At 36.9% G+C, this 25,907-nt stretch carries 24 protein-coding genes and 1 riboswitch; all 24 genes read left to right on the forward strand.

The window, feature by feature from the left end; translation table 11 throughout:
* Window positions 1–30: 30 nt before the first annotated feature.
* The 24 genes from PaeBR_RS07745 to ccsA all read left to right on the forward strand — a co-directional run bounded on the left by PaeBR_RS07745 (window position 31) and on the right by ccsA (window position 25,904).
* On the forward strand, window positions 31–1,863 hold the full coding sequence (locus tag PaeBR_RS07745) for a polysaccharide biosynthesis protein (protein WP_410514272.1): 1,833 nt from the start codon (window positions 31–33) through the stop codon (window positions 1,861–1,863).
* A gap of 24 nt (window positions 1,864–1,887) precedes the next feature.
* Complete coding sequence (locus tag PaeBR_RS07750; protein WP_410514273.1) at window positions 1,888–2,547, forward strand: hypothetical protein; 660 nt, start codon at window positions 1,888–1,890, stop codon at window positions 2,545–2,547.
* A gap of 2 nt (window positions 2,548–2,549) precedes the next feature.
* On the forward strand, window positions 2,550–3,560 hold the full coding sequence (locus PaeBR_RS07755; protein WP_410514274.1) for a copper amine oxidase N-terminal domain-containing protein: 1,011 nt from the start codon (window positions 2,550–2,552) through the stop codon (window positions 3,558–3,560).
* A gap of 23 nt (window positions 3,561–3,583) precedes the next feature.
* Window positions 3,584–3,808, forward strand: coding sequence for a hypothetical protein (locus tag PaeBR_RS07760; protein ID WP_410514275.1), 225 nt, complete (start codon window positions 3,584–3,586; stop codon window positions 3,806–3,808).
* Between the two features lie 314 nt (window positions 3,809–4,122).
* On the forward strand, window positions 4,123–4,761 hold the full coding sequence (locus tag PaeBR_RS07765) for a sugar transferase (RefSeq protein WP_410514276.1): 639 nt from the start codon (window positions 4,123–4,125) through the stop codon (window positions 4,759–4,761).
* Entirely contained in the window at window positions 4,758–5,600 is an 843-nt protein-coding gene (locus tag PaeBR_RS07770; RefSeq protein WP_410514277.1) for an NAD-dependent epimerase/dehydratase family protein, read from the forward strand. The genes PaeBR_RS07765 and PaeBR_RS07770 overlap by 4 nt, the downstream gene beginning before the upstream one ends.
* Window position 5,601: 1 nt before the next feature.
* Window positions 5,602–6,369, forward strand: a complete 768-nt coding sequence (locus PaeBR_RS07775) for a glycosyltransferase family 2 protein (RefSeq protein WP_410514278.1) — start codon at window positions 5,602–5,604, stop codon at window positions 6,367–6,369.
* Between the two features lie 29 nt (window positions 6,370–6,398).
* Window positions 6,399–7,481 carry a GDP-mannose 4,6-dehydratase gene (gene gmd, locus PaeBR_RS07780; RefSeq protein ID WP_410514279.1) on the forward strand — a complete coding sequence of 361 codons (1,083 nt, stop codon included), beginning with the start codon at window positions 6,399–6,401 and terminating at the stop codon, window positions 7,479–7,481.
* 23 nt (window positions 7,482–7,504) lie between these two features.
* Complete coding sequence (locus PaeBR_RS07785; protein ID WP_410514280.1) at window positions 7,505–8,569, forward strand: glycosyltransferase family 4 protein; 1,065 nt, start codon at window positions 7,505–7,507, stop codon at window positions 8,567–8,569.
* Window positions 8,570–8,583: 14 nt separating this feature from the next.
* Window positions 8,584–9,522, forward strand: coding sequence for a GDP-L-fucose synthase family protein (locus PaeBR_RS07790; RefSeq protein ID WP_410514281.1), 939 nt, complete (start codon window positions 8,584–8,586; stop codon window positions 9,520–9,522).
* Window positions 9,523–11,097: 1,575 nt separating this feature from the next.
* Entirely contained in the window at window positions 11,098–12,273 is a 1,176-nt protein-coding gene (locus PaeBR_RS07795) for an O-antigen polymerase (RefSeq protein WP_410514282.1), read from the forward strand.
* 27 nt (window positions 12,274–12,300) lie between these two features.
* Window positions 12,301–13,248: a glycosyltransferase family 2 protein gene (locus PaeBR_RS07800; RefSeq protein ID WP_410514283.1), complete on the forward strand. Its 948-nt coding sequence runs from the start codon at window positions 12,301–12,303 to the stop codon at window positions 13,246–13,248.
* 116 nt (window positions 13,249–13,364) lie between these two features.
* Window positions 13,365–14,357, forward strand: coding sequence for a hypothetical protein (locus tag PaeBR_RS07805; RefSeq protein ID WP_410514284.1), 993 nt, complete (start codon window positions 13,365–13,367; stop codon window positions 14,355–14,357).
* A gap of 41 nt (window positions 14,358–14,398) precedes the next feature.
* On the forward strand, window positions 14,399–15,847 hold the full coding sequence (locus PaeBR_RS07810) for a flippase (protein ID WP_410514285.1): 1,449 nt from the start codon (window positions 14,399–14,401) through the stop codon (window positions 15,845–15,847).
* A gap of 46 nt (window positions 15,848–15,893) precedes the next feature.
* Window positions 15,894–16,997, forward strand: a complete 1,104-nt coding sequence (glf, locus tag PaeBR_RS07815) for a UDP-galactopyranose mutase (RefSeq protein ID WP_410514286.1) — start codon at window positions 15,894–15,896, stop codon at window positions 16,995–16,997.
* An 81-nt stretch (window positions 16,998–17,078) separates the two neighbouring features.
* Window positions 17,079–18,455 carry a sugar phosphate nucleotidyltransferase gene (locus tag PaeBR_RS07820; RefSeq protein ID WP_410514287.1) on the forward strand — a complete coding sequence of 459 codons (1,377 nt, stop codon included), beginning with the start codon at window positions 17,079–17,081 and terminating at the stop codon, window positions 18,453–18,455.
* 410 nt (window positions 18,456–18,865) lie between these two features.
* Window positions 18,866–19,744 (forward strand): glucose-1-phosphate thymidylyltransferase RfbA, encoded by an 879-nt coding sequence (gene rfbA / locus PaeBR_RS07825; protein ID WP_410514288.1) that lies wholly within the window; start codon window positions 18,866–18,868, stop codon window positions 19,742–19,744.
* A 20-nt stretch (window positions 19,745–19,764) separates the two neighbouring features.
* The gene (gene rfbC / locus PaeBR_RS07830) at window positions 19,765–20,322 is read left to right on the forward strand and encodes a dTDP-4-dehydrorhamnose 3,5-epimerase (RefSeq protein WP_410514289.1); all 558 of its coding nucleotides are present in this window, start codon (window positions 19,765–19,767) and stop codon (window positions 20,320–20,322) included.
* A 34-nt stretch (window positions 20,323–20,356) separates the two neighbouring features.
* Entirely contained in the window at window positions 20,357–21,352 is a 996-nt protein-coding gene (rfbB, locus tag PaeBR_RS07835; protein WP_410514290.1) for a dTDP-glucose 4,6-dehydratase, read from the forward strand.
* 72 nt (window positions 21,353–21,424) lie between these two features.
* A complete protein-coding gene (locus tag PaeBR_RS07840; protein ID WP_410515114.1) occupies window positions 21,425–22,000 on the forward strand; it encodes a YdcF family protein in 576 nt (191 codons plus the stop codon).
* Between the two features lie 255 nt (window positions 22,001–22,255).
* The gene (locus tag PaeBR_RS07845; RefSeq protein WP_410514291.1) at window positions 22,256–22,429 is read left to right on the forward strand and encodes a hypothetical protein; all 174 of its coding nucleotides are present in this window, start codon (window positions 22,256–22,258) and stop codon (window positions 22,427–22,429) included.
* A 2-nt stretch (window positions 22,430–22,431) separates the two neighbouring features.
* Window positions 22,432–22,962, forward strand: a complete 531-nt coding sequence (locus tag PaeBR_RS07850; protein ID WP_410514292.1) for a hypothetical protein — start codon at window positions 22,432–22,434, stop codon at window positions 22,960–22,962.
* A gap of 292 nt (window positions 22,963–23,254) precedes the next feature.
* Window positions 23,255–23,341: riboswitch (cyclic di-GMP riboswitch) on the reverse strand.
* 339 nt (window positions 23,342–23,680) lie between these two features.
* Complete coding sequence (gene hemA / locus PaeBR_RS07855; protein WP_410514293.1) at window positions 23,681–25,072, forward strand: glutamyl-tRNA reductase; 1,392 nt, start codon at window positions 23,681–23,683, stop codon at window positions 25,070–25,072.
* 4 nt (window positions 25,073–25,076) lie between these two features.
* Complete coding sequence (ccsA, locus tag PaeBR_RS07860) at window positions 25,077–25,904, forward strand: cytochrome c biogenesis protein CcsA (RefSeq protein WP_410514294.1); 828 nt, start codon at window positions 25,077–25,079, stop codon at window positions 25,902–25,904.
* Window positions 25,905–25,907 lie beyond the last annotated feature (3 nt).

The raw sequence follows: 25,907 nt of genomic DNA on the forward strand, positions 1-25,907 counted from the left end.
CAGAAATATGTTATTTTTGGAGGCACCAAAATGACGGCGAAATCTAGAGTGGTATTGTTATTCATCATTGATCTTGCAATCATATGGTTCAGTATTGTTACATCCTATATGTTCCGGTTCTATAATGATATTCCTCCGGATTACTTCATTCAAATGCTTCAGTTTGGTGCCATATCAACCCTAACCTTCGGGGGAAGCCTGATCTATTTTGGTCTTTATCGCCGGATGTGGCAGTATGCGAGCATTGGAGAAATTATATCCGTTGTCAAAGCTATTGTAGTAGGAGCAGTACTCTCTTACAGCATAGCCTTCGTGTTTCTCCCGGAACGTGTCCCCTTTGGAGTAGAAGTCCGGGTGGTAGAAACCATTCTGCTGCTGGTGGGCGGAGTCCGTTTCTTATGGAGATTATTCCGCACCGACCGTATCAATTATAAGGATACTCAGACCCATACTCTCATTGTAGGTGCAGGTGACTGCGGTACGTTGATTGCCAGAGAAATGATGGGGCCGTCTTTTGCCCATACCAAGCTGATTGGCTTTATTGACGACAGTGCGGATAAATATCACTTGTCTATTTTGGGTATCCCAGTCCTAGGTAACCGTTATGCAATTCCCAGCATTGTTAAGGAACGGGATATTCAAGAGATTATTATTGCGATGCCATCTGTCTCCAGAACTGAAATTTCCGAGATTATTAAGCTTTCGAAGACAACAGGAGCCAAGCTGAAGATTATCCCGGCATTGAATGACCTGATCGCAGGCAAAATATCTGTTAAGAAGCTGCGGGATGTCAGTGTTGAGGATTTACTGGGACGTGAGCCGGTTGTAGCTGACTTGAACGGTATTCTTGGTTATGTTCATCATAAGACAGTGCTGGTGACTGGGGCAGGCGGATCTATTGGTTCGGAGCTGTGCCGTCAGATTTCTCCTTTTGCGCCGGATAAGCTGCTGCTGCTCGGACATGGAGAGAACAGCATTTATACCATTGAAATGGAGCTACGCAAGAATTTCCCTGATCTGAATATTGTTACTATTATTGCTGATATACAGGATCGTACCCGTATGATGGATGTATTCCGCAGCAACAAGCCGCAGGTTGTCTTTCATGCAGCAGCGCATAAACACGTTCCCTTGATGGAGCGAAATCCCTCTGAAGCTATCAAGAATAATGTATTCGGTACCCGGAATGTGGCGGATAGTGCGGATAAATTCGGTGCGGAAAGATTTGTGATGATCTCTTCAGACAAAGCGGTTAATCCAACCAGTGTGATGGGAGCAACGAAGCGGATCGCAGAAATGTATGTACAAAGCCTCAACACTTCAAGTCAAACCAAGTTCTCAGCGGTTCGATTCGGCAACGTACTCGGCAGCCGCGGCAGTGTAATTCCGGCCTTCAAGAAGCAAATTGCAGCCGGTGGTCCGGTAACCGTTACTCATCCTGAGATGGTACGTTACTTTATGACCATTCCTGAGGCTGTCCAGCTAGTAATCCAGTCCGGTTCGTTCGCTAATGGCGGTGAAGTCTTCGTGCTGGATATGGGGGAACCCGTAAAGATATTAACTCTGGCCGAGGATTTAATTACATTATCTGGTTATGAGCCTTACACGGACATCGATATTAAATTTTCTGGCATTCGTGAGGGTGAGAAGCTGTATGAAGAGCTGCTGACGGATGAAGAAAATTTAGGATCTACACAGCATAACAGGATCTTTATTGGGAGACCTAATGTGATTAGCCAGAACCAGATGGAGCTAGAGTTCAAACGCTTGGAACGCGTTCTCACTGAGGACGGAGAATCTATACGTGAAGTCATTAATCAGATTGTACCCATGCAGCCCGTCGCTCAAGCAGCAATTAGCTAACTAATTTATAACGGGGGATACATAATGTTCAATAAAAGATGGAAGAGAGTATTACTGTGGATTCTATCAGCCATTGTAGTACTAAGTGTTGGTGGGTTGTTTGCAGCTAACTATGCTGTAGATAAGCTTATGAATTCAATGGCTGGAGGCTTCGAGTTAGAGTCCGATAAAACGGATAACGGTAGCCAAGAAGAAGGTACGGTACCCACAGTTACTGTGGTAGTCCCGACCGCTACATCTTCACCTGCACCTGCACCTACAGAAGGTGGAGAAAATATTCAGGCTGAAGTTAGTCAAGAAAAGGCTGAGACTACTACCGGAGAACAAACAGCTTCTGCAACCAGCGAACCTACAAGTACTCCATCCACATCTTCGAATAAAGGGTATACCGCACAGATATCGACTGATAAAGCGAAAGAAATTCAAGGAAGTGTAACTGTAAAAGAAAAGGCAGATGTAGCCTCTATAGTCTTAGGTCAATTAAGTGTTGCAGACATCAAACGCCTGCAAGAACTAGCCAATGGCGGTTTATCTATTGAAGAGAAGCGAGAAGCACGGAGTATTGTTCTCGGCAAAGTATCCGAGGAGCAGTATAACGAGCTGTCTCAGATTGCCAAGAAATACGGAGTGAGTCGTGGTTTAACACACGAGCAGGTGATAGCAGAAGAAAAAGGGAGTGAGTAGGAATGTCTAGAATAAAGTTTCCAACCGCAGCACTACTGCTCGTAATGTTAATTGGTATAGCTCCACTAACGGCATCAGCGCCATTATCTGCATCAGCAGCGACGGCAGCCAAATCTACAAATACAATCAAAGCACAGAGCGTGGATGTGAGGATGGTATTTGATGGTGTAAGTTTGCAGCCTCCTGCGGGACAGAGTGTTTTCATCTACAATAATACAATTTATGTACCTTTGCGTTTTATGTCATACGCCTTGCAAAAGAGTGTTACATGGGATGCTAAAAATTCTAAAGTTGCAGTAGCTGAACCAAGCGGTACAGAACGGGTTGTAATCAAGGAATATTTAATGAATGCGACAAATGGAAATAACCTTTCAGGTTCAGCAAAAAGCGTAGAATTGAATGCTGTTAAGGCGAGCTATGTGTTTAGCGGTTCGGCTAAAAGTGTACCAAGCGGTCAATCCAGTTATATGTTGAACGGTTCATTATACGTGCCCCTTCGTTTCCTTTCAGAGTCCGTGGGAAATGGAATAATTTGGGATCAGAAATCGAAGACAATTAATGCAGCATCAGCGCCTTATAAAGAGCAAACTGCTGGCAAAACCACAGAAAACAACGGTAAGAAACCATCAGGAGCAGCCACACCTGCACCAACTGGCGGAGCAGCGGGCGGTAGTTCAGCAGGAGCAGGGACGGGAAAGGCTTCGTATGAAACCATTACTAGTGAGACTGAAGCCAAGCTTAGCGCTCTTCAATCTCAGAGTCAGTCAGCCTTAATGAGCATTGCTCTTGAGTATCTTGCAGCTAAAGATGATGCAAGCAAAGCAAGTATTAAAGCTAGAGGGGTGCAACAACTAGCCTCCTTTACTTCCAGCTTCAACAGTATTGTGTCTGATGCGGAATCCAAGCTTCAAGCTGGCAGTTATGACACGACTATTATTAACCAATATAAATCCGAGTTTGAAGCTCAGCTTCAAATGGGTCAGACGTTAGCGGAAGGCATGGCGGGACAATAATAAATTGAAGCGAGGTTATTGTCATGAGATTAAGAGAATTATTGACAGTGGTTGAAGCTAACATAACGCTTGAAATATCAGGTTCAATAGAAGAGTATTTTACGAAAAAGAGCATACCTGAAATCCGTATGAACTCTGAAGTTAAGGGAATTAAGGCGATTGAAAATGGATTGATAGTTAATCTGAGTGAGCCTAGGAAAATTCTTACGCTAGAAGAATTAGGCTATTCTTTTGAAGTTGGAGTGTAAACAAATATAATCGAAGTTTGAAGTTAATGTGAAGATGGCATCTGACGGTCCAGGCAAGATGACCTCTGGGACGGTACGCGTTTAGTTACAACAAATACAACTTACTTTCGTTTTTTTAGACTGTGTCTTATGAGATATAGTAGGGACTATATAAAGCATTATAAATGTAACTTACTACTAAAGAGGATGTCGACAAGTAAAGTATATAGGCTAAAGGAAAAAGCAATTGGCCTCTATTAGTACCAGTTTCAACTGTTTAGTAGCGGAAGCTGAACTGATGATATGGTGGGTTAATATGCAGAGAGGTGGGGAGTATGGAATATTTAAAAATTAAGAGAGTTATAGATATTATTTTTTCATTAGTAGGACTAATAGTATTATCACCTATATTTATTCTATTTATCTTAGCTATTAAGCTAGATTCAAGGGGTCCAGTATTGTTCAAACAAAAGCGTGTAGGGATTTATAAGACTCATTTTAATATATTAAAGTTTAGAACTATGAGAATTGATACACCAAAAGATACACCAACACACCTTTTGGAAAACCCCGACCAATACATTACAAAGATGGGGAAGTTCTTACGGAAGACAAGCCTCGACGAGTTACCACAGATCTGGATAATATTTGTTGGTCATATGAGTATTATTGGGCCAAGGCCTGCGCTGTGGAATCAATATGATTTAATTGAAGAAAGAGACATGTACGGTGCAAATAATGTATTACCTGGTCTGACTGGCTGGGCACAGATTAATGGTAGAGATGAACTTCCTATTGAGGTTAAGGCAAAGCTAGATGGAGAGTATGTTGAGAAGATAAGTTTTTGGATGGATGTTAAGTGCTTCTTCGGGACTATCGTGGCAGTTCTCAGGAGAGATGGGGTTGTTGAAGGTGGAACCGGAACGATAACTAAGAAAGAGGTAGTAAGTACTAAGGAGACTATATCAGGATGAGGAAAATACTTATAACAGGAGCTAACAGTTATATTGGTACAAGCCTTGAGAAATGGTTAGAGCAATATCCAGCTAAATATTTTATAGATACAGTAGATATAAGGGGTTGTTCATGGGAGGAAAAGGATTTCTCTGAGTACGATGTTGTTTTTCATGTGGCTGGGGTAGCGCACATAAAGGAAACAAAAGAAAATGAAGAGCTTTATTATAAGGTGAATCGTGATTTGGCTTATAAAGTTGCGGGAAAAGCAAAAGTTGATGGTGTTAAGCAATTTATATTTTTAAGTTCTATGAGCGTTTATGGAATTGAATGTGGTGTGATTAATAAAAGATCTCCTCTAAATCCTAAGAGTAGTTATGGGAAGTCTAAATTAGAAGCTGAGGAATTAATAAACCATCTTAGTGATGGCGCTTTTAAAGTTGTAATCCTTCGCCCCCCGATGATTTACGGCAAGGCATGTAAGGGCAATTATCCTAAATTAGCAAGACTAGCACTAAAAGCACCAGTATTTCCTGATATAAAAAATAAGCGTAGCATGCTTTATATAGAAAATCTAAGTGAGTTTTTAAGGATATTGATTGATAATTGTAGTAGCGGACTATTCTTTCCGCAAAATAAAGAATACATTTGTTCTTCTGAAATGGTTAAGTTAATTGGAGTAGCACATAGTAAGAGAATCTTTATGACAAAACTATTTAATCCACTATTAAACCTGATTAAGACACGTACAGTAAATAAGGTCTTTGGTGACTTGGTATATGAGAAAAATATGTCTGAGTATAAAGAACATTATTGTCTTTATGATTTTAGAGAATCAATATTTAAGACAGAGGTGTGAGATGACAGTAGAAAAACCACTAGTAAGTTTAATTACAGTTTCATTTAATAGTGAAAAAACGATAAAAGATACTATTGAATCTATACTAAAACAAACATATGAAAACATTGAATATATTATTGTAGATGGATTGTCTAAGGATGATACTGTATCAATAGCGAAAAACTATGAAAATAATTTTAGTGGGAGAGGATATCAATACAGGGTTATCTCTGAAAAAGATAAAGGTCTGTATGATGCTATGAATAAAGGGATAAAAATGGCTGGAGGCAAGATAATTGGGATATTGAATTCCGATGATTTTTATATAAACGAATATGTTATAGAGAAAGTAGTTAATAATATGGTTTCTGAAAGAGCAGATGTTCTATATGGGGATTTATTATATGTTGATGAAATGAATACTAATAAAGTAGTGAGAAAATGGAAATCAAAGAAGGGAGACTTTAGACTAGGGTGGAACCCTCCTCATCCAACTACTTTTATCACAAAATCAACATATGAAAAATTCGGACAATACAAAGTAGATTATAAAATTTCATCTGACTATGACATGCTATATAAAATTATTCATAAGGGGAAATCAAAAGTAGTTTACCTTTCAGAATACATTGTTAAGATGCGTAGTGGCGGTAGATCTACAAGTGGATTGAAGAGTAACATTATTGCAAGTAGAGAGATTTATACAACTCTTAAAGAAAATAACCAAAAGTTTAAATTGTCTATCGTTTTTCTTAGGATATTTTCTAAATTAAGTCAATTTGTATAAGAATAGAATATACGAGGAGAATTTTAAAGATGAGTAAAGTTGCATTAATTACTGGTATTACAGGACAAGATGGTTCTTTTTTAGCAGAGTTTTTGTTAGAAAAGGGTTATGAGGTACATGGGGTAATTAGAAGAAGTTCATCTTTTAATACAGGTCGAATTGAACATTTGTATATTGAGGAACTATTAAAAGACATGCATATAGAAAGAAAAGTTCAGTTGCATTATGGAGATATGACTGATTCAACAAATCTTATTAGATTAATTAGAGAAATTAGACCAGATGAAATTTATAACCTAGCTGCTATGTCTCATGTGAAAGTTTCTTTTGAAATACCAGAATATACTGCAGATACAGATGGTGTTGGTACTTTAAGATTACTTGAAGCAGTCAGATTTTTAGGGTATGAAAATAGAACAAAGATTTATCAAGCCTCTACTTCTGAATTATATGGTAAAGTACTTGAAGTGCCCCAAAGTGAAAAGACACCATTTTATCCAAGAAGTCCTTATGGTGTAGCTAAACTATATGGTTTCTGGATTACAAAAAACTATAGAGAAGCTTACAATATGTTTGCTGTTAATGGAATTTTGTTTAATCATGAGTCTGAAAGACGAGGAGAAACTTTTGTAACAAGAAAAATAACACTTGCTGCAGCAAGAATTAATAAAGGAACACAAGAGAAATTATATCTTGGTAATCTGGATGCGAAGCGTGATTGGGGTTATGCAAAAGATTATGTTGAATGTATGTGGTTAATGTTACAACATGATACCCCTGAAGACTTTGTAATAGCCACAGGTGAAATGCATACCGTAAGAGAATTTACTACCTTAGCTTTTGAAGAAGCTGGAGTTGAATTAGAATGGCAGGGTGAGGGTGTAAATGAGAAAGGCATTGATAAAGCAACAGGGAAGGTCATAGTGATAGTAGATCCGAAATATTTTAGGCCTGCAGAAGTGGAACAGTTATTAGGAGACCCCACTAAGGCGAAGACATTGTTGGGATGGAATCCAACTAATACTAGCTTTGAAGAACTGGTAAAAATCATGGTAAAAAGTGATATAAAGCTTGTAGAGCGGGAAGAAAGAATTAGAAGGGAATTTGATTAATCTAATTTTAGGGAGTTTTGAATATGCTCAAAGTTATTTATGATAATATCATTTTTAATCTACAGCGTTCAGGTGGAATATCTGTATATTGGAAAGAACTGATTGAACGACTTATGAGTGAATGCTCGATTGATGTGGATTTTATTGAATACTCAGGTGCTGAAAAAAACATATTTAGAAAACAAGTGAAAATAAGCAAGAATAATATACGGTTAAAAAGTAATTTTCCGAATATAAATTTCCTGAGATACATTAATTTAAGTAAGAATAACGATGAACAAACTATCTTTCACTCAAGTTATTATAGAACAATGAAGGGCAAGAATATTATAAATGTAGTTACAGTGCATGATTTTACATATGAAAAGAAAATTAATACTAATATTGGAAAAATCCACGTCCATCAAAAGAAAAAAGCGCTTAAAAATGCTGATGGAATAATATGTATTTCAGAAAATACAAAAAAAGATATGATCGAACTATATCCGGAGTTAAAAAATAAGAACATTAAAGTGATTTATAACGGTTTTAATGGGCATGATTATTATCCAATCCCAGAAATTGAATTTGAAAATAGCGTTATTTTTGTTGGGTCTCGAAAAGGATATAAAAATTTTAATGAAGTTGTTGAAATTATTTCAAATTTAGAAAACATATCTTTGAAAATTGTAGGAGCTCAACTAGATCAAGAAGAGGTTAGTTTATTAAAGCAGAAATTGCCTAATCGCTACACATTGTACAAACATATAAATAATGAATACTTAAATGTTCTATACAATAAGTCTATATGTTTAGTCTATCTTTCAGAATATGAAGGTTTTGGAATTCCTGTATTAGAGGCGATGTCAGCAGGTTGTCCAGTGATAGCACTAAATAAGTCTTCTATACCAGAGGTTGCTAGGGAAGCGGGATTACTGTTTGATAAAATTGATTATGAATCTATTAGAAATACTATTTTAGATTTAAGAGAAAATAAAGAATTTAGGGAAACACAGGTAAAAAACGGTCAAAAGAATTCAAAAAGGTTTTCATGGGACAAGTGTTACCACGAAGTCCTGGGTTATTACCAAGAATTGGCGAGATCATAATAGGGGTGCTAATGATGGAAAAAGATTCGAAAATCTATGTAGCTGGACATAGAGGTATGGTAGGGTCAGCAATCGTGAGAAATTTGGAAGAAAAAGGTTATACGAATATTGTTGGAAAAACATCAGAACAGCTTAACCTCATGAGACAAGAAGATGTTGAAAAATTCTTTGAAGAAGAAAATCCTGAATATGTGTTTCTAGCGGCAGCTAAAGTAGGTGGAATTAACGCAAATAATACTTATCCTGCAGAATTTATTTACAATAATTTGATGATAGAAGCAAACATTATTCATAGTGCTTATAAATATGATGTTAGAAAATTGCTTTTTCTAGGCTCCTCATGCATTTATCCTAAAATGGCACCACAGCCTCTTAAAGAGGAATATTTACTTACAGGTCCATTAGAACCCACAAATGAAGCATACGCAATAGCAAAAATTAGTGGAATAGAGTTATGTAAGTTCTATAGAAGACAATATGGATGTGATTTTATATCGGCAATGCCAACCAATCTCTATGGAATTAATGATAACTTTGACCTTGAAACGTCACACGTATTGCCAGCGTTAATTAGAAAATTTCACGAAGCTAAAGTTAATCGGGACAAAGATGTTGTTGTTTGGGGAACAGGTAAACCCAAAAGAGAGTTTCTATATGTAGATGATTTAGCAGATGCTTGTGTCCACCTTATCAATAATTATAGTGATGATATCCATATTAATGTAGGTACAGGAGTAGACATAGAAATTCGTGAACTTGCTGCAATTATTAAATCTGTCGTTGGATATGAGGGTGATATAATAAATGATCTTTCTAAGCCAGATGGCACACCTAAAAAAGTACTAGACGTTGGCCTCTTAGAGAGTACAGGTTGGAATTATAGTGTTGAATTAAAAGAAGGGATTTCTAAAGTTTATGAATGGTATTTAACAAGAAATTATAATGTAATTTAGATTTATCATTAACTTTAATTTGACAAAATTATTAATTGGCATTGTGTAACTTTCCTTCCACCATTGATAAAAGTTGGATTTTGATTTGTTTTTTATTATCTAGTTCAGGACATCTTCAACGCTTAGTTATGTTTATGGCGCTGTTTATGGTTGTTTTCATAGAGAGTAAGTATGATATTAAAAGAGCATTAGTTTTTTCAATATATACCAAACTATTGCGAGTGATGATCATTCTACTGGAATCTTATAACCTTTGCAAAAGAAAAAAGTAGTCAAATTCAAATAGTCATCCATGGACTTGAAACTCAAACGAAGAAAAAAAGATTTTTTTTGAGATTATATCACACTTGTTACCTATAAACTGGTAATTCTGAAATTAGAGCTTACATCAAACAAGTGAATTTTCCATATCGTAGGCGGCTTCTCCGAAAGCAGCAGTCGTGCAAACTGAACAAAGCTTAAAATAGCGTGAGCGAGAACCCTCTTGGCTGACTACTTATAGCTTCTTTTTTGAGTAGGACATACACCAAAATGCTGAAAACAGTTGACACCGCATTTTTCGTGGTTCCAAACAGTGCAGGCACATTCAAGTGCTTCTTGATCCATCGGAAAAAAGGTCGATTTGCCAGTGTTTTATTACAAGTAGGCAATCTGTAAGGCGGTGACATTCAACACATTGGTGATTACCCGGATTTCATGCCATGCCCGTCCTGAAATATCACAAGACGGTTTCCGAATGACACTGCGGCGCACCCAGCTAACAGATCATATCTTTGCAAATGTTGGAATCTTCGTTTTTCAGTCGGCGTAGGTTACATGCGATTACCATATAAACAATTTCTTTCAGTCGAATAACAAAGGCTTGCTCCTCACAGCGTAGCGGTCGAATCGTTCGATTTTGCCGTAGTCCGGTCTTGAACCAGGATATACGCTGAATTGGTAAGACGTTCTCCGACAGGAATGTCATGGCATATCCCAATCGTCATCTGAACTGAACGGGCTTTCCAGAGAAGGGTTTAAAGCCACTTGCAACTTAATACAGGCCCGTTCCCCGTGTGAAGAGGCCCCCAGTGCAACGTGTTTTTCCCAGTGAAATCGTTATGGAATCGATAAGCAATAGTTCTTTGGACCAGGACAAGTATCGCATACAGCGCGGTTGCAACGATCCAGAAGTCTCTGAAGCATTACTTTAAACAAAGCGAACGGCACTTCAGCCGCCATGTGCAAAACGTGGGAAATTGAACGGTGAATAGGCCGTTAAGCGAGGCACGGCCCGCGCCGGGTCATCGTAGCTAGGCTCTTTCGCAGTTTGCTTCACTTCTGTTTCACTTAGAATCGATTGAACTAGCTTCTGAAATGCAGTAGACTTATTTCATGAGGTCGCCTCTTTTCGGATCATTGTGTGGTAACAATTGATTACTCGAAAAGGTGGCTTTTTTATGCTATTTTTTGGTTAATAAACATGCATAGATATTATATTAAGTTACGAAAAACTTCTTTCTAGTGAGAAATTATAGCGAAAGCGAAATAGAGGTGAACACAATTCTAATATATTTCTTATTGATATATATACTGTTGAATATCTATATTTATCTTAAAGTTTCAAAGCTTAATAAAAGCTATGTAAATAGTTATTTAAACAGTACTGGTGTTTTAATATTTATTCAGACCATGCCTTTAGTATTATATATTTTAAGAAACGATATTGGTAGCGAATACTCGGATACAACTTTAATAACATTTATAATTACTCTCTTTGTTAGCTCAATATTTTCTTATATTGGATATAAAGTAGGCTTTTCCAAAAGTCTCAATATTGACGTATTAAAACTAAATCCTAGTAGTTTGGGGATAAGACTTATATTGGTATTTTCTTTTGTTTTTGCTTTAATTTCGTTTGGACTTTTGGGGTATAAAGGTGTAGGGATATATACCTGGATTACTAATAATAGATATGCATATATTATTGGTCGGAGTGGACTAGGAGTCTATTACGTAATATTTCAATTAATGATAATTGCTTTTGTAACAAGTGTTTTATTTATTAAAGCATCGAAGTCTTTTAAAATTATTTGTATTTTAATAATTATATTGTTTTCATATTTTACAGGGTCAAAGGGTTTTTTATTGGCTTTAATAATTTCTCTCTTATTTTTTTATGATATGTTTGTTAAAAAGTTGACATACAAAAAAATCCTTATTATTGCTTTATTATTTATCTTATCTTTTAAATTCTTATTATCTATTCAATCACAAATGAGTATTTTTGATTATGCAGGTAAAGATTTTTATCAAAACTATCTAATGTTATTAAATGCTTTCTTTTATGGGAATTTAGAACATTTTAACGGAAAATTATTATTGGAAGATTTTTTATGGTCGCTAGTTCCTAGGAATATATATAGTGAAAAACCATTCATATATGGACACTCTACTTTAGTTGCCTTTTTTTATGGAGAACAAACGGTAATAAATGGTTCGACTCCTTCATTTACAGCTTTAGGCGTTCCGTTTGCGGATTTCGGAACCATAGGGGTTTTAATAATTTCTATAACTCGTGGTTTTTTTCAAGGGATGGGTGAAAGATCTCTAAGGAACCTTCTTTGGGAAAATGGACCTTTATATATGCCTTATTTTCTATATATTATTTTGTTTGTTTTTTCAATCCCTAGCTTTTCAACTTTGTACTTATTATTTATTTCTATGATATTTATATTGTTTATTAGGTTATTTTATAGGAGAAGAAAATAAATCCTATTTATAAAGGTGGTTTGCAGGATGGAGAAATATCAAGTTGATGTATCTATAATTATTGTTAACTATAACACTAAGATTTTAACAACAAACACAATAGATTCAATACTTAAAAAAACAAAGGGTATAGAATATGAGATTATTGTAGTTGATAATAATTCTTCCGATGGTTCTGTTGAAATGTTTAAGGAACTATATGAGGGAGATATAATTCTTATTGAATCGAATGAAAATTTGGGGTTTGGAAAAGCAAATAATGTCGGAATAGAAACTTCCAAAGGGAAATATATTTTTTTATTAAATTCAGATACCTTATTAGTAAATAATGCAATAAAAATTCTTTTTTGTTTTATGGAGACAGACCAGAATATTGGAGTATCCGGTGCAAATCTCTATGATGAAAATAATAATCCTACCCATTCGTTTAGGTTGTTTCTGCCTTCCTTCAATTTAACCATTTCGCTTAAAGAAATAGTTATAAAACTATTCTTGAAATTTATTAAAAAAAGAAGACCTGATTTTAATTATTCCTTTACACCAAAGGAAGTTGGGTATATAACAGGTGCTGATATGATGATTAGGAAAGATGTATTAATTGTATGTGGGATGTTTGATCCTGATTTTTTTATGTATTATGAGGAAGCAGAGTTAACTCATAGGATTAAATCGAAGGGTTATGCAGTTATATCAGTGCCGAAGGCAAAAATAATTCACATAGAAGGTGCTTCAACAAAAGTCAATAAAGGATACCAAGACTTTAACCCAAAGAAGTATCGCATGGCTATTGAAAGTATGTATAAGTATTTTGAAAAGGTATATGGTAATAGTTCAGTAAATCGTATCTATGTAATAAGAAAGATAATTTTGATATTAGCATCTTTTTTTCGTGATAATAATCACCCTATTAATCATAAAAGAAGAATTAGTAATGAAGAGTTTATTAAATGGTGTAAAAAAATGAATATTCAGTAATATCTCGGAAAGAACTATTCATTCATACGAAGTAACCTCAAAGTAAAGAAGTTAATAATGTAAGTATTTTATAAATTAAAAGTATTTCTATTAGAGAATAAAGGGGAAGATATTTAATGATCTTTATTGCATGCCCGGAAAAATTTGCAACTGGTGGAACTGAATTACTTCATCAATTATATTTCAAGTTAACTAAATTTACAAATAAAGTGAAAATATTTTACTATGACTATTCGGGTAGTGGAAATCCAGTAAATAATAGATTTGAAAAATATAATGTGTCACATGTTACTGAAATAGAAGATAATCAAGCAAATATTCTTATAGTACCTGAAGTGGCCACGAACATACTTGGAAATTATTATAATATTAAAAAATGTGTTTGGTGGCTAAGTGTTGATAACTATTTTGCTGCACTAGGTATTAGGGATAACCCTATTAAGTCTGTAATATTAATCGTAAAGAAGGTTTTATCAGGAGAGTACTTCAAAAGAGTTGTGAATTTTAAAGATGATCAAATAATACACTTATATCAATCATTTTATGCAAAAGATTTTCTGGAAAATAAAGGTGTACAGAAGTTAGAATATCTATCAGATTATATTGGGAGTAATTTTCTGGATATGAAAGTAGATTTTACAGATAATAACAGATTAAATAGAGTATTATATAACCCCAAAAAGGGTTTTGAATTCACCCGAAAAATTATAGCTTTTGATGATAATATAGAATTCATACCATTGGTAAATATGAAGCAGGATCAAATCATTGAATTATGCAAGACGAGCAAAGTTTATATTGATTTCGGAAATCATCCCGGAAAAGATAGGTTTCCTAGAGAAGCAGCACACCTAGGTTGTATAGTAATTACAGGAAAAAAAGGATCTGCACGTTTTGAAAAAGATGTTAAAATTCCTCAAGATTATAAGTTTAATGATGTAAATCACTCTATTCATGAAATTATCAATAAAATTTTGTATATTTTTCATAATTATAACGAAGAAATTGATTTTTTAAATGAATATAGAAGTATGATTGCAAATGAAGAGCTAAGATTTGAAGATGATGTACAAAAAATATGGGATAATTATTTCGAAATTTATTCCTAATTTTTATTATAAAAAAATGAGGGGTGAGAAGGTATTAATTTATGGAAACACTAAAATCGATAAAGAACAATTTCATTTACAATACATTAAATAAAGTTTTCAACATTTTATTTCCTTTGATTACTTTTCCTTATGTAGCTAGAATTCTAACTGTTGACGGTATAGGTAAAATTGATTTTTCAATGTCAGTAATTCAATATTTTATTCTCCTTTCTCAAGTTGGAATTCCTATTTATGGAATAAGAGAATGCGCTAAATATAGAGATGATAAAGAAAAACTCGCAAAAACAGTACAAGAAATATTAGTAGTTAATTTAATAATGATTCTTGTTTCCTACATTTTGTTTATGGTTTCTATCCTTAGTATTGATAAGTTTCAAGATTATAAAAGTCTGCTAATATTAATGAGTTTTCTTATCTTAACCACGAATATTGGGTTTGAGTGGTTTTATCAAGCAATCGAAGAGTATCGCTATATTACTATCATAAACATTTTCGTTAAAATTGTTACTTTGATATTGGTATTTACTATGATAAGAACAGATAGTGATTATTTTATATATAGCTTAATTACTGTTCTTTCAATTTCACTTGGACATATTTATAACTTTTTTTATATAAATAAGCATATAAAATTATTTAAAATTCACAAAAATTACAATTTAAAAAGACATATGAAACCTATTATGTTTTTATTTTTTATGAGTCTTTCGGTAAGTATATATGTTAATCTGGACAGTATAATGTTAGGTTTTATGTCAGGAGATGAGTCCGTAGGATTGTATGTAGCGGCAAATAAAATGATCAAGGTAGTGTTGGCATTAGTCACTTCATTAGGTATGGTCTTATTACCAAGGATGTCATACTATATTGAAAATAATAAAATAAATGAAATTAATTTATTAACAAGAAAAAGTATTGATTTTACTTTAATGGTTTCTATACCTGCTACATTCGGGATAATTATGTTATCTAAAGCAATTATTATGTTATTTGCTGGCGAAGACTTCCTTGAGGCAATTATCACTATTAGGATATTAAGTCCGATTATAGTATTCATAGCGATAAGTAACCTAGTGGGAATACAAATTTTAGTTTCACATGGTAGAGAGAAAATCACTTTAATTTCAACAATTGTTGGGGCAATGGTGAATTTTTCATTAAATATTATTTTAATACCGAAGTTTCATCAGAACGGAGCAGCCTTAGGCTCATTAATTGCAGAAGTATCTGTTACCTTAATTCAGTTGTTTTTTGCGTTTTCATATATTAGAAGTAATATTAACTTCAAAAATATTTTTATTTATTTAATAGGCGGGATATTAATAACTATTACATGTGTTGGTATTGGAACATTTAATTTTGGTTTGATTATTAACACTTTATTATCAGTTTTTTCTTCAGTGATTATTTATTTTGGGTATTTGTATTTATTGAAAAATGATTTGCTTTTTGATTTTATAAGTAAAATGCCTCGGAAAATCAATTAAACAAAATAAAAAAATACATAATTATTATAAAAAGTGAGGTTATGGAATGTTTAAAAAATACGATTATCTTATTGTTGGGGCAGGCTTATTTGGAGCTACTTTTGCGTTTGAAGCAAATAAGAAAGGTAAGAAGTGTTTGGTAATTGATCGAAGAACTCATATTGGTGGTAATGTTTATTGCGAAAGTGTTGAAGGAATTAATGTTCATAAATATGGTGCACATATTTTTCATACAAGTAACAAAAAAATATGGGAATATGTAAATCAATTTACTGAGTTTAATAGATATACTAATTCACCTATTGCTAATTACAATGGAGAGATTTACAATCTACCTTTTAACATGAATACTTTTAATAAACTTTGGGGAGTAACCACCCCCCAAGAAGCAATGGATAAAATCAATGAACAAAAAGCTAGATATGGTATAGAGCAACCTAAAAACTTAGAGGAACAAGCTATTTCGTTAGTCGGTACAGATATTTATGAAAAGCTTATTAAGGGATATACTGAGAAACAATGGGGAAGAAGTGCTACCGAATTACCTTCTTTTATAATCAAAAGATTACCAGTTAGGTTTACATATGATAATAATTACTTTAATGATAAATATCAGGGTATTCCTGAAGGGGGATATAATGTAATCATTGAAAAAATGCTTGAAGGAACAGTAGTGAAATTAAATACGGATTTCTTTAAAAATAGAGATGAATTAGAAGCACAAACTGAAAAAATTGTCTTTACAGGTATGATTGATGAGTTTTATAATTACCAGTTTGGAAAGTTGGAGTACAGAAGTCTAAATTTTGAAAATGAGGTAATCGATTCAGAAAATTATCAAGGAAATGCAGTTGTTAATTTTACGGATCGTGAAACACCTTATACCAGAGTGATAGAGCATAAACACTTCGAGTTCGGTACTCAAGATAAAACAGTGATTACTAGAGAATATCCTGCTGAATGGTCTCCTGGTGATGAGCCTTATTATCCAATTAATAATGATGAAAATAATAAATTGTTTAAGAAATATAAGGAGCTAGCAGATAATGAAGGTAATGTAATTTTCGGGGGTAGACTCGCAGACTATAAATATTATGATATGCATCATGTAATTGCTCACGCATTGCACACAGTAACTAAATACATTTAATTATTTGAGAATTGTTGCTTTATTTCTAGAAGTTAAAGATCATTATAAAATAAGAATACAAGTAGTTAGGAGTTAATACAAATGCAATTAATTTTATTATCTGGCGGATCCGGTAAGCGTCTTTGGCCATTATCTAATGATTCTAGATCAAAGCAATTTTTAAAGGTCTTAGACAATGATTTTAATAATTTAGAATCTATGGTTCAAAGGGTTTGGGGTCAGTTAGCGAAGTTACAGTTAAATGAATCAACGGTAATAGCAACTAGTAAATCACAGGTGGATATGATTCATAGTCAATTAGGAGATCATATTCCATTAATAATTGAACCGGAACGTCGAGATACATTTCCAGCTATTGCTTTAGCAGCTACTTATCTTTACTCTGTAAAAGGTACTAGTTTAAATGAGGTAGTAGGAGTTTTACCTGTTGATCCTTATGTAGATATTAGTTTTTTTGAAAGAATAAAAGATTTAGAGGATGCATTGAACACTTCTGATGCTGACCTTGCATTAATGGGAGTAAGTCCTACTTATCCTTCAGAGAAGTATGGTTATATAGTTCCAGTTCAGAATAATAATAATAATTATTATGTTGAAGTTAGTCATTTTAAAGAAAAACCGTCTGAGGCTGAAGCAAGAGTATTAATGGATCAAAATGCTTTATGGAATTGTGGAGTCTTTGCTTTTAAGCTTGAATATATTATTTCTTTATTACAAGCAAAGGGGTTACCGATTCAATATGAAGTATTGTTAAAGCAGTATCAAAATCTAGAAAAGATTAGCTTTGATTACGCAGTAGTTGAGAAAGCGGAGAAAATTGTAGTTCTTCCATACAGTGGAAGTTGGAAAGACCTTGGTACATGGAATACGTTAACAGAAGAAATGGGTACAAATCAAATTGGAAAAGGTATTATAAGTGAAAATTCGACTAATACGCATTTAGTGAATGAGTTAGATATCCAAATAACCATATTAGGTATTAAAGATGCGGTTATTGCAGCAAGCCCTGATGGAATATTAATTTCTGATAAGGCTGAAAGTCCAAGAATAAAAGAGATACTGAAGGGTTTTGAGCAACGTCCAATGTATGAAGAACGTCGCTGGGGCTGGTATAAGGTTTTAGATCATACAAAATTCGATGAAGAAAATGAAGTCCTAACAAAAAAAATTGGTGTTAAAGCAGGAAGTAACTTAAGTTATCAAATGCATTATGCTAGAAGTGAAGTGTGGACAATCATAAAAGGCGTGGGTGAATTTGCTTTTAATGATGAAATACGCATTGTAAAACCTGGGGATGTTTTAGTTATTCCTATAGAGGCAAAACATGGTATAAAGGCTATTTCAGACATTGAATTTATTGAGGTGCAAACTGGTTCTCAGCTTATTGAAGAAGATATTATACGCATATTTATGTCTTGGGAAGAAGTGGAAGAAAAGTGTAAAGCCAAAGTGAATTAAAATTCTTTTTGAGTTCTTTCGTGTTAATTCCGAGTAACGGCTTTTTATCGCATTCTTTGTTCCGCAGTTCCTTTTGTAGCCTTGATCATCAACCCCTTAGTTGACTTGTATTCATGCGTTACCCCAGCCTTCGACTTATTCTACAACAGCCCTTTCGTTCGATTACTTTGAAAATTCTCGAATACTATTGACGCCGTGCTCGGGAAAACGGCTTTCCATCGGCACGGACTCAGTGGTCATCAATTGGCGGAATTTCGTTCGCGGTCTGCTTATCCTGCAAGACTCCAGCACCACCTTTGTTTTAAACTTTGGGGTGTAGCGGTAAAGTTTCTCCTTCGCATTATTATAGCTGTTTATCACACTCCTGTGTCTCAAGCTATTATTTATTACTTAGGAAGAAGTGATTATGAATGAAAGGCATTATCCTAGCAGGCGGCAGCGGAACGCGCCTTTACCCATTAACAATGGTCACGAGTAAACAGCTTCTACCCGTTTACGACAAGCCAATGATCTACTATCCTTTATCTACTTTAATGCTAGCCGGAATTAACGACATCCTGATTATTTCCACTCCTGAAGACACCCCAAGGTTCGAAAGCCTATTAGGTGACGGATCTCAATTCGGTATCACCCTACAATACGTAGTCCAACCAAGTCCTGACGGTTTAGCTCAGGCATTTATTTTAGGCGAATCATTTATTGGTAATGATTCTGTAGCCATGATTCTCGGTGATAACATTTACTATGGAAACGGCATTCGCAAGTTATTGCAAGCTGCTTCGTCCAAAGAACAAGGAGCAACGGTATTCGGTTATCACGTCCAAGATCCGGAACGCTTCGGTGTAGTTGAATTCAATGAAGACGGAAAAGTATTGAGCGTGGAAGAAAAACCAGCTCAGCCCAAGTCTAACTATGCGATCACAGGACTGTATTTCTACGATAACCGGGTTGTAGATATTGCTAAAGCTGTGAAGCCTTCATCACGCGGTGAGTTGGAGATAACCTCTATTAACGAGGCATATTTAAAGCTTGGTGAGCTGAATGTTGAACTTCTGGGGCGTGGATTCACCTGGTTAGATACAGGCACTCATCAAAGTCTGGCGGATGCATCTAACTTTGTTAGAACCATCGAAGATCATCAAGGTATTAAGATAGCAGCTCCTGAGGAAATTGCTTTTATTAATGGTTGGATTACCAAAGAGCATTTATGGGAATGTGGGAACAAGTTGAGTAAGAACGGGTATGGTCAATATCTGATGAAAGTTGCTACTGGCAAGATACAATATTAAAAACTGAAAGTGTGGAAAAGATGAAAATAACGGAAACCCACCTACATGGTGTATTAATCGTTGAACCTGCTGTCTTTGGTGACCATCGGGGCTGGTTCATGGAAACCTACAGCAAAGCGAAATTCAAGGAGAACGGCATTGAAATGGATTTCTTGCAAGATAATCAATCCTACTCTGCGACAAAAGGGACGCTACGCGGTCTACACTATCAATTACACCCTAAAGCGCAGACGAAGCTTGTTCGCTGCACACGAGGGGCTATTTATGATGTGGCTGTGGATATTCGCAAGGGGAGTCCTACTTACAGTAACTGGTTTGGACTTGAACTCAGTGCCGACAATAGGAAACAGCTGCTTATTCCTAAAGGTTTTGCCCATGGTTTCATGACGCTGACTGAAGATGTAGAAGTTCAATATAAGTGTGATGAGCTGTATGCACCGGAATGTGATGGAGGCATTCTGTGGAACGATCCTACCATTGGGGTTGAATGGCCTATTGATGTTACACCGATCCTGTCAGTCAAAGATGAGAAGGCGCCTTTATTAAAGGATGCCAATCTAAATTTTACTTACGTATAACTGATACTAAGTTAATAGATTTGGGGTGTATTCAATGAGTAAGCAAAAAGTATTGATTACGGGTGGTGCCGGTTTTATCGGGGGGAATTTTGTTCAATATATGGTTGAAAAATATCCGCATTACGATGTGGTTAATCTGGACTTATTAACCTATGCGGGTGATTTAACAAAGCATTCCCATATTGAGAACAAGGCAAATTATCGGTTTGTTCAAGCTGATATTGCGGATCGCGAAACAATCATGTCTCTTTTTGAATTAGAGAACTTTGATTATATTGTCCATTTCGCTGCGGAGAGTCATGTGGATCGCTCCATTACTGATCCTGCTATTTTCGTTCGTACGAATGTTATGGGAACTCAGGTGCTGCTGGACGCTGCTAGAACTTTTGGGATCACAAAATTTGTTCATGTATCCACTGATGAGGTGTATGGGGAGCTGGATTTTGATCCAACTGTATTTTTTACAGAGGATACTCCACTTCAGCCAAACAGTCCATACAGTGCGAGCAAGGCATCATCTGATCTGTTAGTGCGTGCTTATTATGAAACTTTTGGTTTACCCATGAATATTACACGCTGTTCTAATAATTACGGACCGTATCATTTCCCTGAAAAACTGATTCCTCTGACGATTTCAAAGGTATTGAACGAGGAGAAAGTTCCCGTGTACGGAGATGGCAAAAATATTCGTGACTGGCTGCACGTATGGGATCACTGCGCTGCGATAGATCTTGTATTGCATGAAGGTGTAAGTGGTGATGTGTATAATGTAGGCGGGCATAATGAACGGACAAATCTGGAGGTTGTTAAGACGATTATCAACACTCTAGGTAAATCTGAGGATTTAATAGAGTTCGTTACGGATCGTTTAGGACATGATAAACGTTATGCTATAGATCCGACAAAGCTGGAGAAATTGGGTTGGCAGCCTACCTTCACCTTTGAGACTGGCATTGCCCAGACGATCAAGTGGTATATTGACAATACTGAATGGTGGCAACAAATACTTAGTAATGAATTGCATAAATAACTTATGGATAGCAGAACCATTAAGAGAAGACCAGTTAAGTTTACTAAGAGAAGGTTTCTTGTTTGCTTGAGTGTGCTGTTATTGATCACTGTATTCCTCAGTGCAGGCCGTTTCCTCCTTCTATCCCAACTTCCTCGCCAAGCAGATGTTATCATCGTGCTTAGCGGAGGCCCGGGCAGGCTGGAGAAAGCGGCTGAACTATTTAAGGCGGATAACACTCCTTATATGATGTTGTCCAACTCCGAAGAACCAATCAGCGCTTCTGGTGACATGCTTCAAACCGCGATTGCTCTCGGCATCCCGCCCGATGCAATAATAACGGAGAACATAGCGCAAAGCACCTACCAGAACGCCGAGTTTACTCTTCCCATAATGAAAGAGTATGACTTCACCTCTGCAATCGTCGTTTCCTCAGATTTTCACATGCGACGGGTGAAATTTCTTTTTGACCGTGTGTATAAGAAGTCAGGGATTGAGCTTACGTATGTTTCTTCGAAAACGCCCTACAATTCTAAACGGTGGTGGAGTGACCCATACAGCAGAGAGACGACGTTAATTGAATATATTAAGATGATAGGCAATGTCTTCGGTTATAACGGACCAGAATCCAAAAAAGCCCTGGATCAAATCAAGAGCTGGTTCCGCTAACCCACCCCAATCTCATCCGTATTCACAATAGATTTGGATCTTTTTTCGGACGATTTACAGTATCGAAAATAGGGTATTTATGGTATACTTGAGACGCATCAATATTACCCTCGGTAATATTCCCTTTTTGTTTGGACAAAGGGTTAGATGTTTAAATGCTTAGTAGGGATGCTAAAACTTTGGATTCATGGTTATTAAAATTTGAGATGGGCATAACTTGTTCCAAGTGGAATAAATACTTGGAGGTGTATATGCTTGAGTAAAAATGAAGGGAAGATAAAACTTATGGCTAAACCAATTGAGGCCACACCTATTTTAAAGGGGATGGATTTAACTGAATTTGTTAATTCACTTAGCAGAAAAGATTCTCAAGCAAGTAAGCAAAGAAGACAATCTGCCCTATCTTTGTTAAATAAAGTCAAAAAGTAAAGATGAGATATCGTGAAACAGGAGAATACGAAGTTATATCAACTAAAGTCTCATTAGTTGACTATGATGAATCATGTGACCTTGAATCCTTTGATTGCGGTATCCCCGACTATAACTCATTTTTATTAAGCGATGCAAGAAAATACATAGAGATTGGCATCAGTTCTGTTCATTTACTGGTAGAAAACGAAACCAATTTCGTTTTAGGCTATGTCGCACTTTTAACAGACTCATTTTTGTTAGACAAAAGTGAAAAAGTAAAATTAGAGTTGGATATACCTTTTAGTTCGGTTCCTGCACTGAAAATCGGGAAATTAGCAACTGATAAAAGTCGAACAGAACATCATTATGGTTGTTATTTGCTTGAATTAGCATTAGGATTTGCAGATAACCTTCTCAACGAAGGAATTGCTTGTAGATTTCTAACGGTTGATGCCGATGCGGAATATAATCCTAATACTTTTCAATATTATGAGAAAAATGGCTTTATTAAAAATGAACATAGAACTGTAATAAATAGAAAGATAGTATAAGTATGAGATATGACCTTTTTACATAATAAAGCATGAACCACCGTACCTGACCACAAACTCGTCGGGTATTTCTATTTCCGGCAGGAAAAAAGCACCTAATGTAGGTGCCTCTTGTGCTTATGTATTCAGTTTACTTTGATGATATCCAATCTTATTAAATATCTTCAATCTCTTATTCTCACAAATACAACCTTCAAGTATAACTTCATTAAATCCGAGCCAAAATGAATGCCAATACTTTACCATCATCTTTCCTCCTATATTTCACATAAACCCACGGGAGGTACGGTTATTCGGAAGCTGGCTGACATACGGGTTACCCCATTTAGTCCCTTTAGCTTTGCGTCACTGATTTTCATCAGTTTTGCCTTTATCGTATGATTTATGTGACTTCGTATATATGGATATTTTAACATAAAAATGAATTGCTGCAACGGTCTTACGTCCTATCGTCCCCTGTCTCTATGCCTAAGCTGGATGCTCCTCATAAATCACTTCCAATTAGCCGAATCTAGACCATGGCCCCCCCATGGTTATTTATTTTTTACAATTATCATCTCATTTCATAAACCGTTCAAAATATTTGTAAAATGTCATATTTTCGTGTGATATACTTAACACAGTGTTTATGGATATTGTGAAAGTGATACTATTGGATATATGATGTGTTATAACAGTGCCTACAGCAGTGAAAATAGATTAGGATGGTGAACTTGCGATGCATATCATCGTTGTTGGCCTGAATTACCGTACGGCACCCGTAGAGGTGAGGGAACAGTTCGCTTTTGCGGAGAAGGATCTTCCGGCAGCGCTCCATCAGCTCATGCAGACGAAGAGTGTTCTGGAAGGGGTCGTAGTAGCTACCTGTAACCGTACGGAAATTTATGTGGTCGTGGACCGCCTGCATATGTGCGGATATTTCATCCGCAGTTTTATGGAGCAATGGTTCGGGGTGAAGAGTGAACAATTTACGCAACATATGTATATATATGAAGACGAGCAGGCGATTTCGCATTTATTTCGCGTGACCTGCGGTCTGGATTCGATGGTGATTGGCGAGACTCAGATCCTGGGACAGGTCCGCAGTTCTTTTTTGACTGCACAGGCTGAGGGTGTGACGGGAACGTGGTTCAATCAGCTGTTTAAACAGGCGGTGACGCTGGGCAAGCGTGCGCATACGGAGACGTCGATCGGCGAGAGTGCGGTTTCGGTCAGCTATGCGGCTGTGGAGCTGGGCAAGCGGATATTTGGCATGTTCACTGGCAAAAGAGCGCTGATTCTCGGCGCCGGCAAAATGAGCGAGCTTACGGTGAAGCATCTGTACAGCAGCGGTGCGGCAGAGGTGATCGTAGCCAACCGTACGCTGTCGCGTGCCATCGAATTGGCGGAGAAGTTCTCGGGCAAGCCGAGTACGATTGAAGAAGCTTTGAAGCATCTGGATGAGGTGGATATCGTGATCAGCTCCACGGGAGCGGATGGGTATGTGCTTACGGCCCAGCAGGTTGCTGAAGGGATGAAACGCCGCCCGAACCGGCCTCTTTTCATGATCGATATCGCCGTTCCGCGTGACATTGATCCTGCAGCTTCCAGTGTGCCGGATGTGTTCCTGTATGATATTGATGATCTGGAGGGCATTGTGGAGAATAATCTGGAGATGCGCCGGAGTGAGGCTGCGAAGATTGAGGTTATGATTGGTCAAGAATTGGATGAGTTTCAATTATGGCTGAAGACACTTGGGGTGAGACCGGTGATTCGGGCGCTTCAGGACAAGGCGAATGCCATACATGAAGAAACTTTGGAGAGCCTGTTCAATAAGCTGCCTGAGCTGGACGAGCATCAGCGCAAGGTCATTCGCCGCCTGACGAAGAGTATTGCGAACCAGATGATGCATGATCCGATCAATGTGATCAAGGAGATGTCCGGGGGTAAAAAAGGCAACGAAGCTTTGGACTATTTCACCAAAATATTCGCACTGCAGGAACAGCTTGAAGCCGGTTCGAAGGACGGCAGCACGGCTCCGGCTCCAGGCGCTAACGATAAAGTGCCAGCCGGCGGCGACTCGATTGCGCCAAAGACAACGCTTGCTCCGGCAGGCTTGTTAGGCGGGTGAGGATATGGTTTTACTTAACGGAATATATGATGCCGCTTTGCTGCTGTATGCCCTGAGCCTGCTGTTTTATTTCTCGGACTGCCTTCGCCGGAGTCCGGGTGGAAAGCGGCTTGGTACGGGGCTTCTTGTCGTTGTGGGCCTGCTGCAAATGACGGGGATTGGTATCCGCTTTGCTCAGGAGGGGGGTCTGCCGATCTTCACGCCGTATGATTTCTTGTTCTGGTTCGCTTTCAGTATTGTGCTGATATCGCTTTTACTGGCCTTTACGCGCAAGTCTGAGTTTACGATTCTGCTGCTTAGTGTAGCCGGATTCAGCGCGTTTTTGCTTAACCGGGTATGGCTGAAGGCAGCGGATCATTCGCTGGAGAGCTGGAGTGCGGTGCATGGCTGGCTGGCGATGCATATTATTTTGGCTAACCTGAGCTTTGCAGCCTTGACGCTTGGAACGGTGTTTGCGATTATGTACCTTTTCCTGCATAACAGGCTGAAGGGCAAGCTGTGGAATGACCGGGTCCGCCGTCTGCCGAGTCTGGAGACGCTGGATAAATATTCTTACATCTCTGTATTGGCGGGTACACCTCTTCTGTTCGTGTCGCTTGCTGTGGCGGGCCTCTCGATTATCATTGAAGGACGGTTGCCACTTCTGCAGGATTTAAAAGTATTGTCCACGCTTATCGGGCTCGGGATTTACATAAGCTATCTTATATTGAAACGGTCCGGACGGCGCAGTGGAGCTGTGATGGCCCGTTTTGCCGTAGCCGGTTATGCATTCATCATTCTGAATTTTCTGTTAAACTCGTGGTCGGAATTTCACCGCTGGACGGGGGAGTGACCC

This window comes from Paenibacillus sp. BR2-3 (genome assembly GCF_046529485.1).
Taxonomy (GTDB): domain Bacteria; phylum Bacillota; class Bacilli; order Paenibacillales; family Paenibacillaceae; genus Paenibacillus_AQ.

Bases quoted from the DNA above. Each gene is read 5' to 3' on its own strand.
- PaeBR_RS07745 (WP_410514272.1), top strand. From the start codon at position 31: ATGACGGCGAAATCTAGAGTGGTATTGTTATTCATCATTGATCTTGCA.
- PaeBR_RS07750 (WP_410514273.1), top strand. From the start codon at position 1,888: ATGTTCAATAAAAGATGGAAGAGAGTATTACTGTGGATTCTATCAGCC.
- PaeBR_RS07755 (WP_410514274.1), top strand. From the start codon at position 2,550: ATGTCTAGAATAAAGTTTCCAACCGCAGCACTACTGCTCGTAATGTTA.
- PaeBR_RS07760 (WP_410514275.1), top strand. From the start codon at position 3,584: ATGAGATTAAGAGAATTATTGACAGTGGTTGAAGCTAACATAACGCTT.
- PaeBR_RS07765 (WP_410514276.1), top strand. From the start codon at position 4,123: ATGGAATATTTAAAAATTAAGAGAGTTATAGATATTATTTTTTCATTA.
- PaeBR_RS07770 (WP_410514277.1), top strand. From the start codon at position 4,758: ATGAGGAAAATACTTATAACAGGAGCTAACAGTTATATTGGTACAAGC.
- PaeBR_RS07775 (WP_410514278.1), top strand. From the start codon at position 5,602: ATGACAGTAGAAAAACCACTAGTAAGTTTAATTACAGTTTCATTTAAT.
- gmd (WP_410514279.1), top strand. From the start codon at position 6,399: ATGAGTAAAGTTGCATTAATTACTGGTATTACAGGACAAGATGGTTCT.
- PaeBR_RS07785 (WP_410514280.1), top strand. From the start codon at position 7,505: ATGCTCAAAGTTATTTATGATAATATCATTTTTAATCTACAGCGTTCA.
- PaeBR_RS07790 (WP_410514281.1), top strand. From the start codon at position 8,584: ATGGAAAAAGATTCGAAAATCTATGTAGCTGGACATAGAGGTATGGTA.
- PaeBR_RS07800 (WP_410514283.1), top strand. From the start codon at position 12,301: ATGGAGAAATATCAAGTTGATGTATCTATAATTATTGTTAACTATAAC.
- PaeBR_RS07805 (WP_410514284.1), top strand. From the start codon at position 13,365: ATGATCTTTATTGCATGCCCGGAAAAATTTGCAACTGGTGGAACTGAA.
- PaeBR_RS07810 (WP_410514285.1), top strand. From the start codon at position 14,399: ATGGAAACACTAAAATCGATAAAGAACAATTTCATTTACAATACATTA.
- glf (WP_410514286.1), top strand. From the start codon at position 15,894: ATGTTTAAAAAATACGATTATCTTATTGTTGGGGCAGGCTTATTTGGA.
- PaeBR_RS07820 (WP_410514287.1), top strand. From the start codon at position 17,079: ATGCAATTAATTTTATTATCTGGCGGATCCGGTAAGCGTCTTTGGCCA.
- rfbA (WP_410514288.1), top strand. From the start codon at position 18,866: ATGAAAGGCATTATCCTAGCAGGCGGCAGCGGAACGCGCCTTTACCCA.
- rfbC (WP_410514289.1), top strand. From the start codon at position 19,765: ATGAAAATAACGGAAACCCACCTACATGGTGTATTAATCGTTGAACCT.
- rfbB (WP_410514290.1), top strand. From the start codon at position 20,357: ATGAGTAAGCAAAAAGTATTGATTACGGGTGGTGCCGGTTTTATCGGG.
- PaeBR_RS07850 (WP_410514292.1), top strand. From the start codon at position 22,432: ATGAGATATCGTGAAACAGGAGAATACGAAGTTATATCAACTAAAGTC.
- hemA (WP_410514293.1), top strand. From the start codon at position 23,681: ATGCATATCATCGTTGTTGGCCTGAATTACCGTACGGCACCCGTAGAG.
- ccsA (WP_410514294.1), top strand. From the start codon at position 25,077: ATGGTTTTACTTAACGGAATATATGATGCCGCTTTGCTGCTGTATGCC.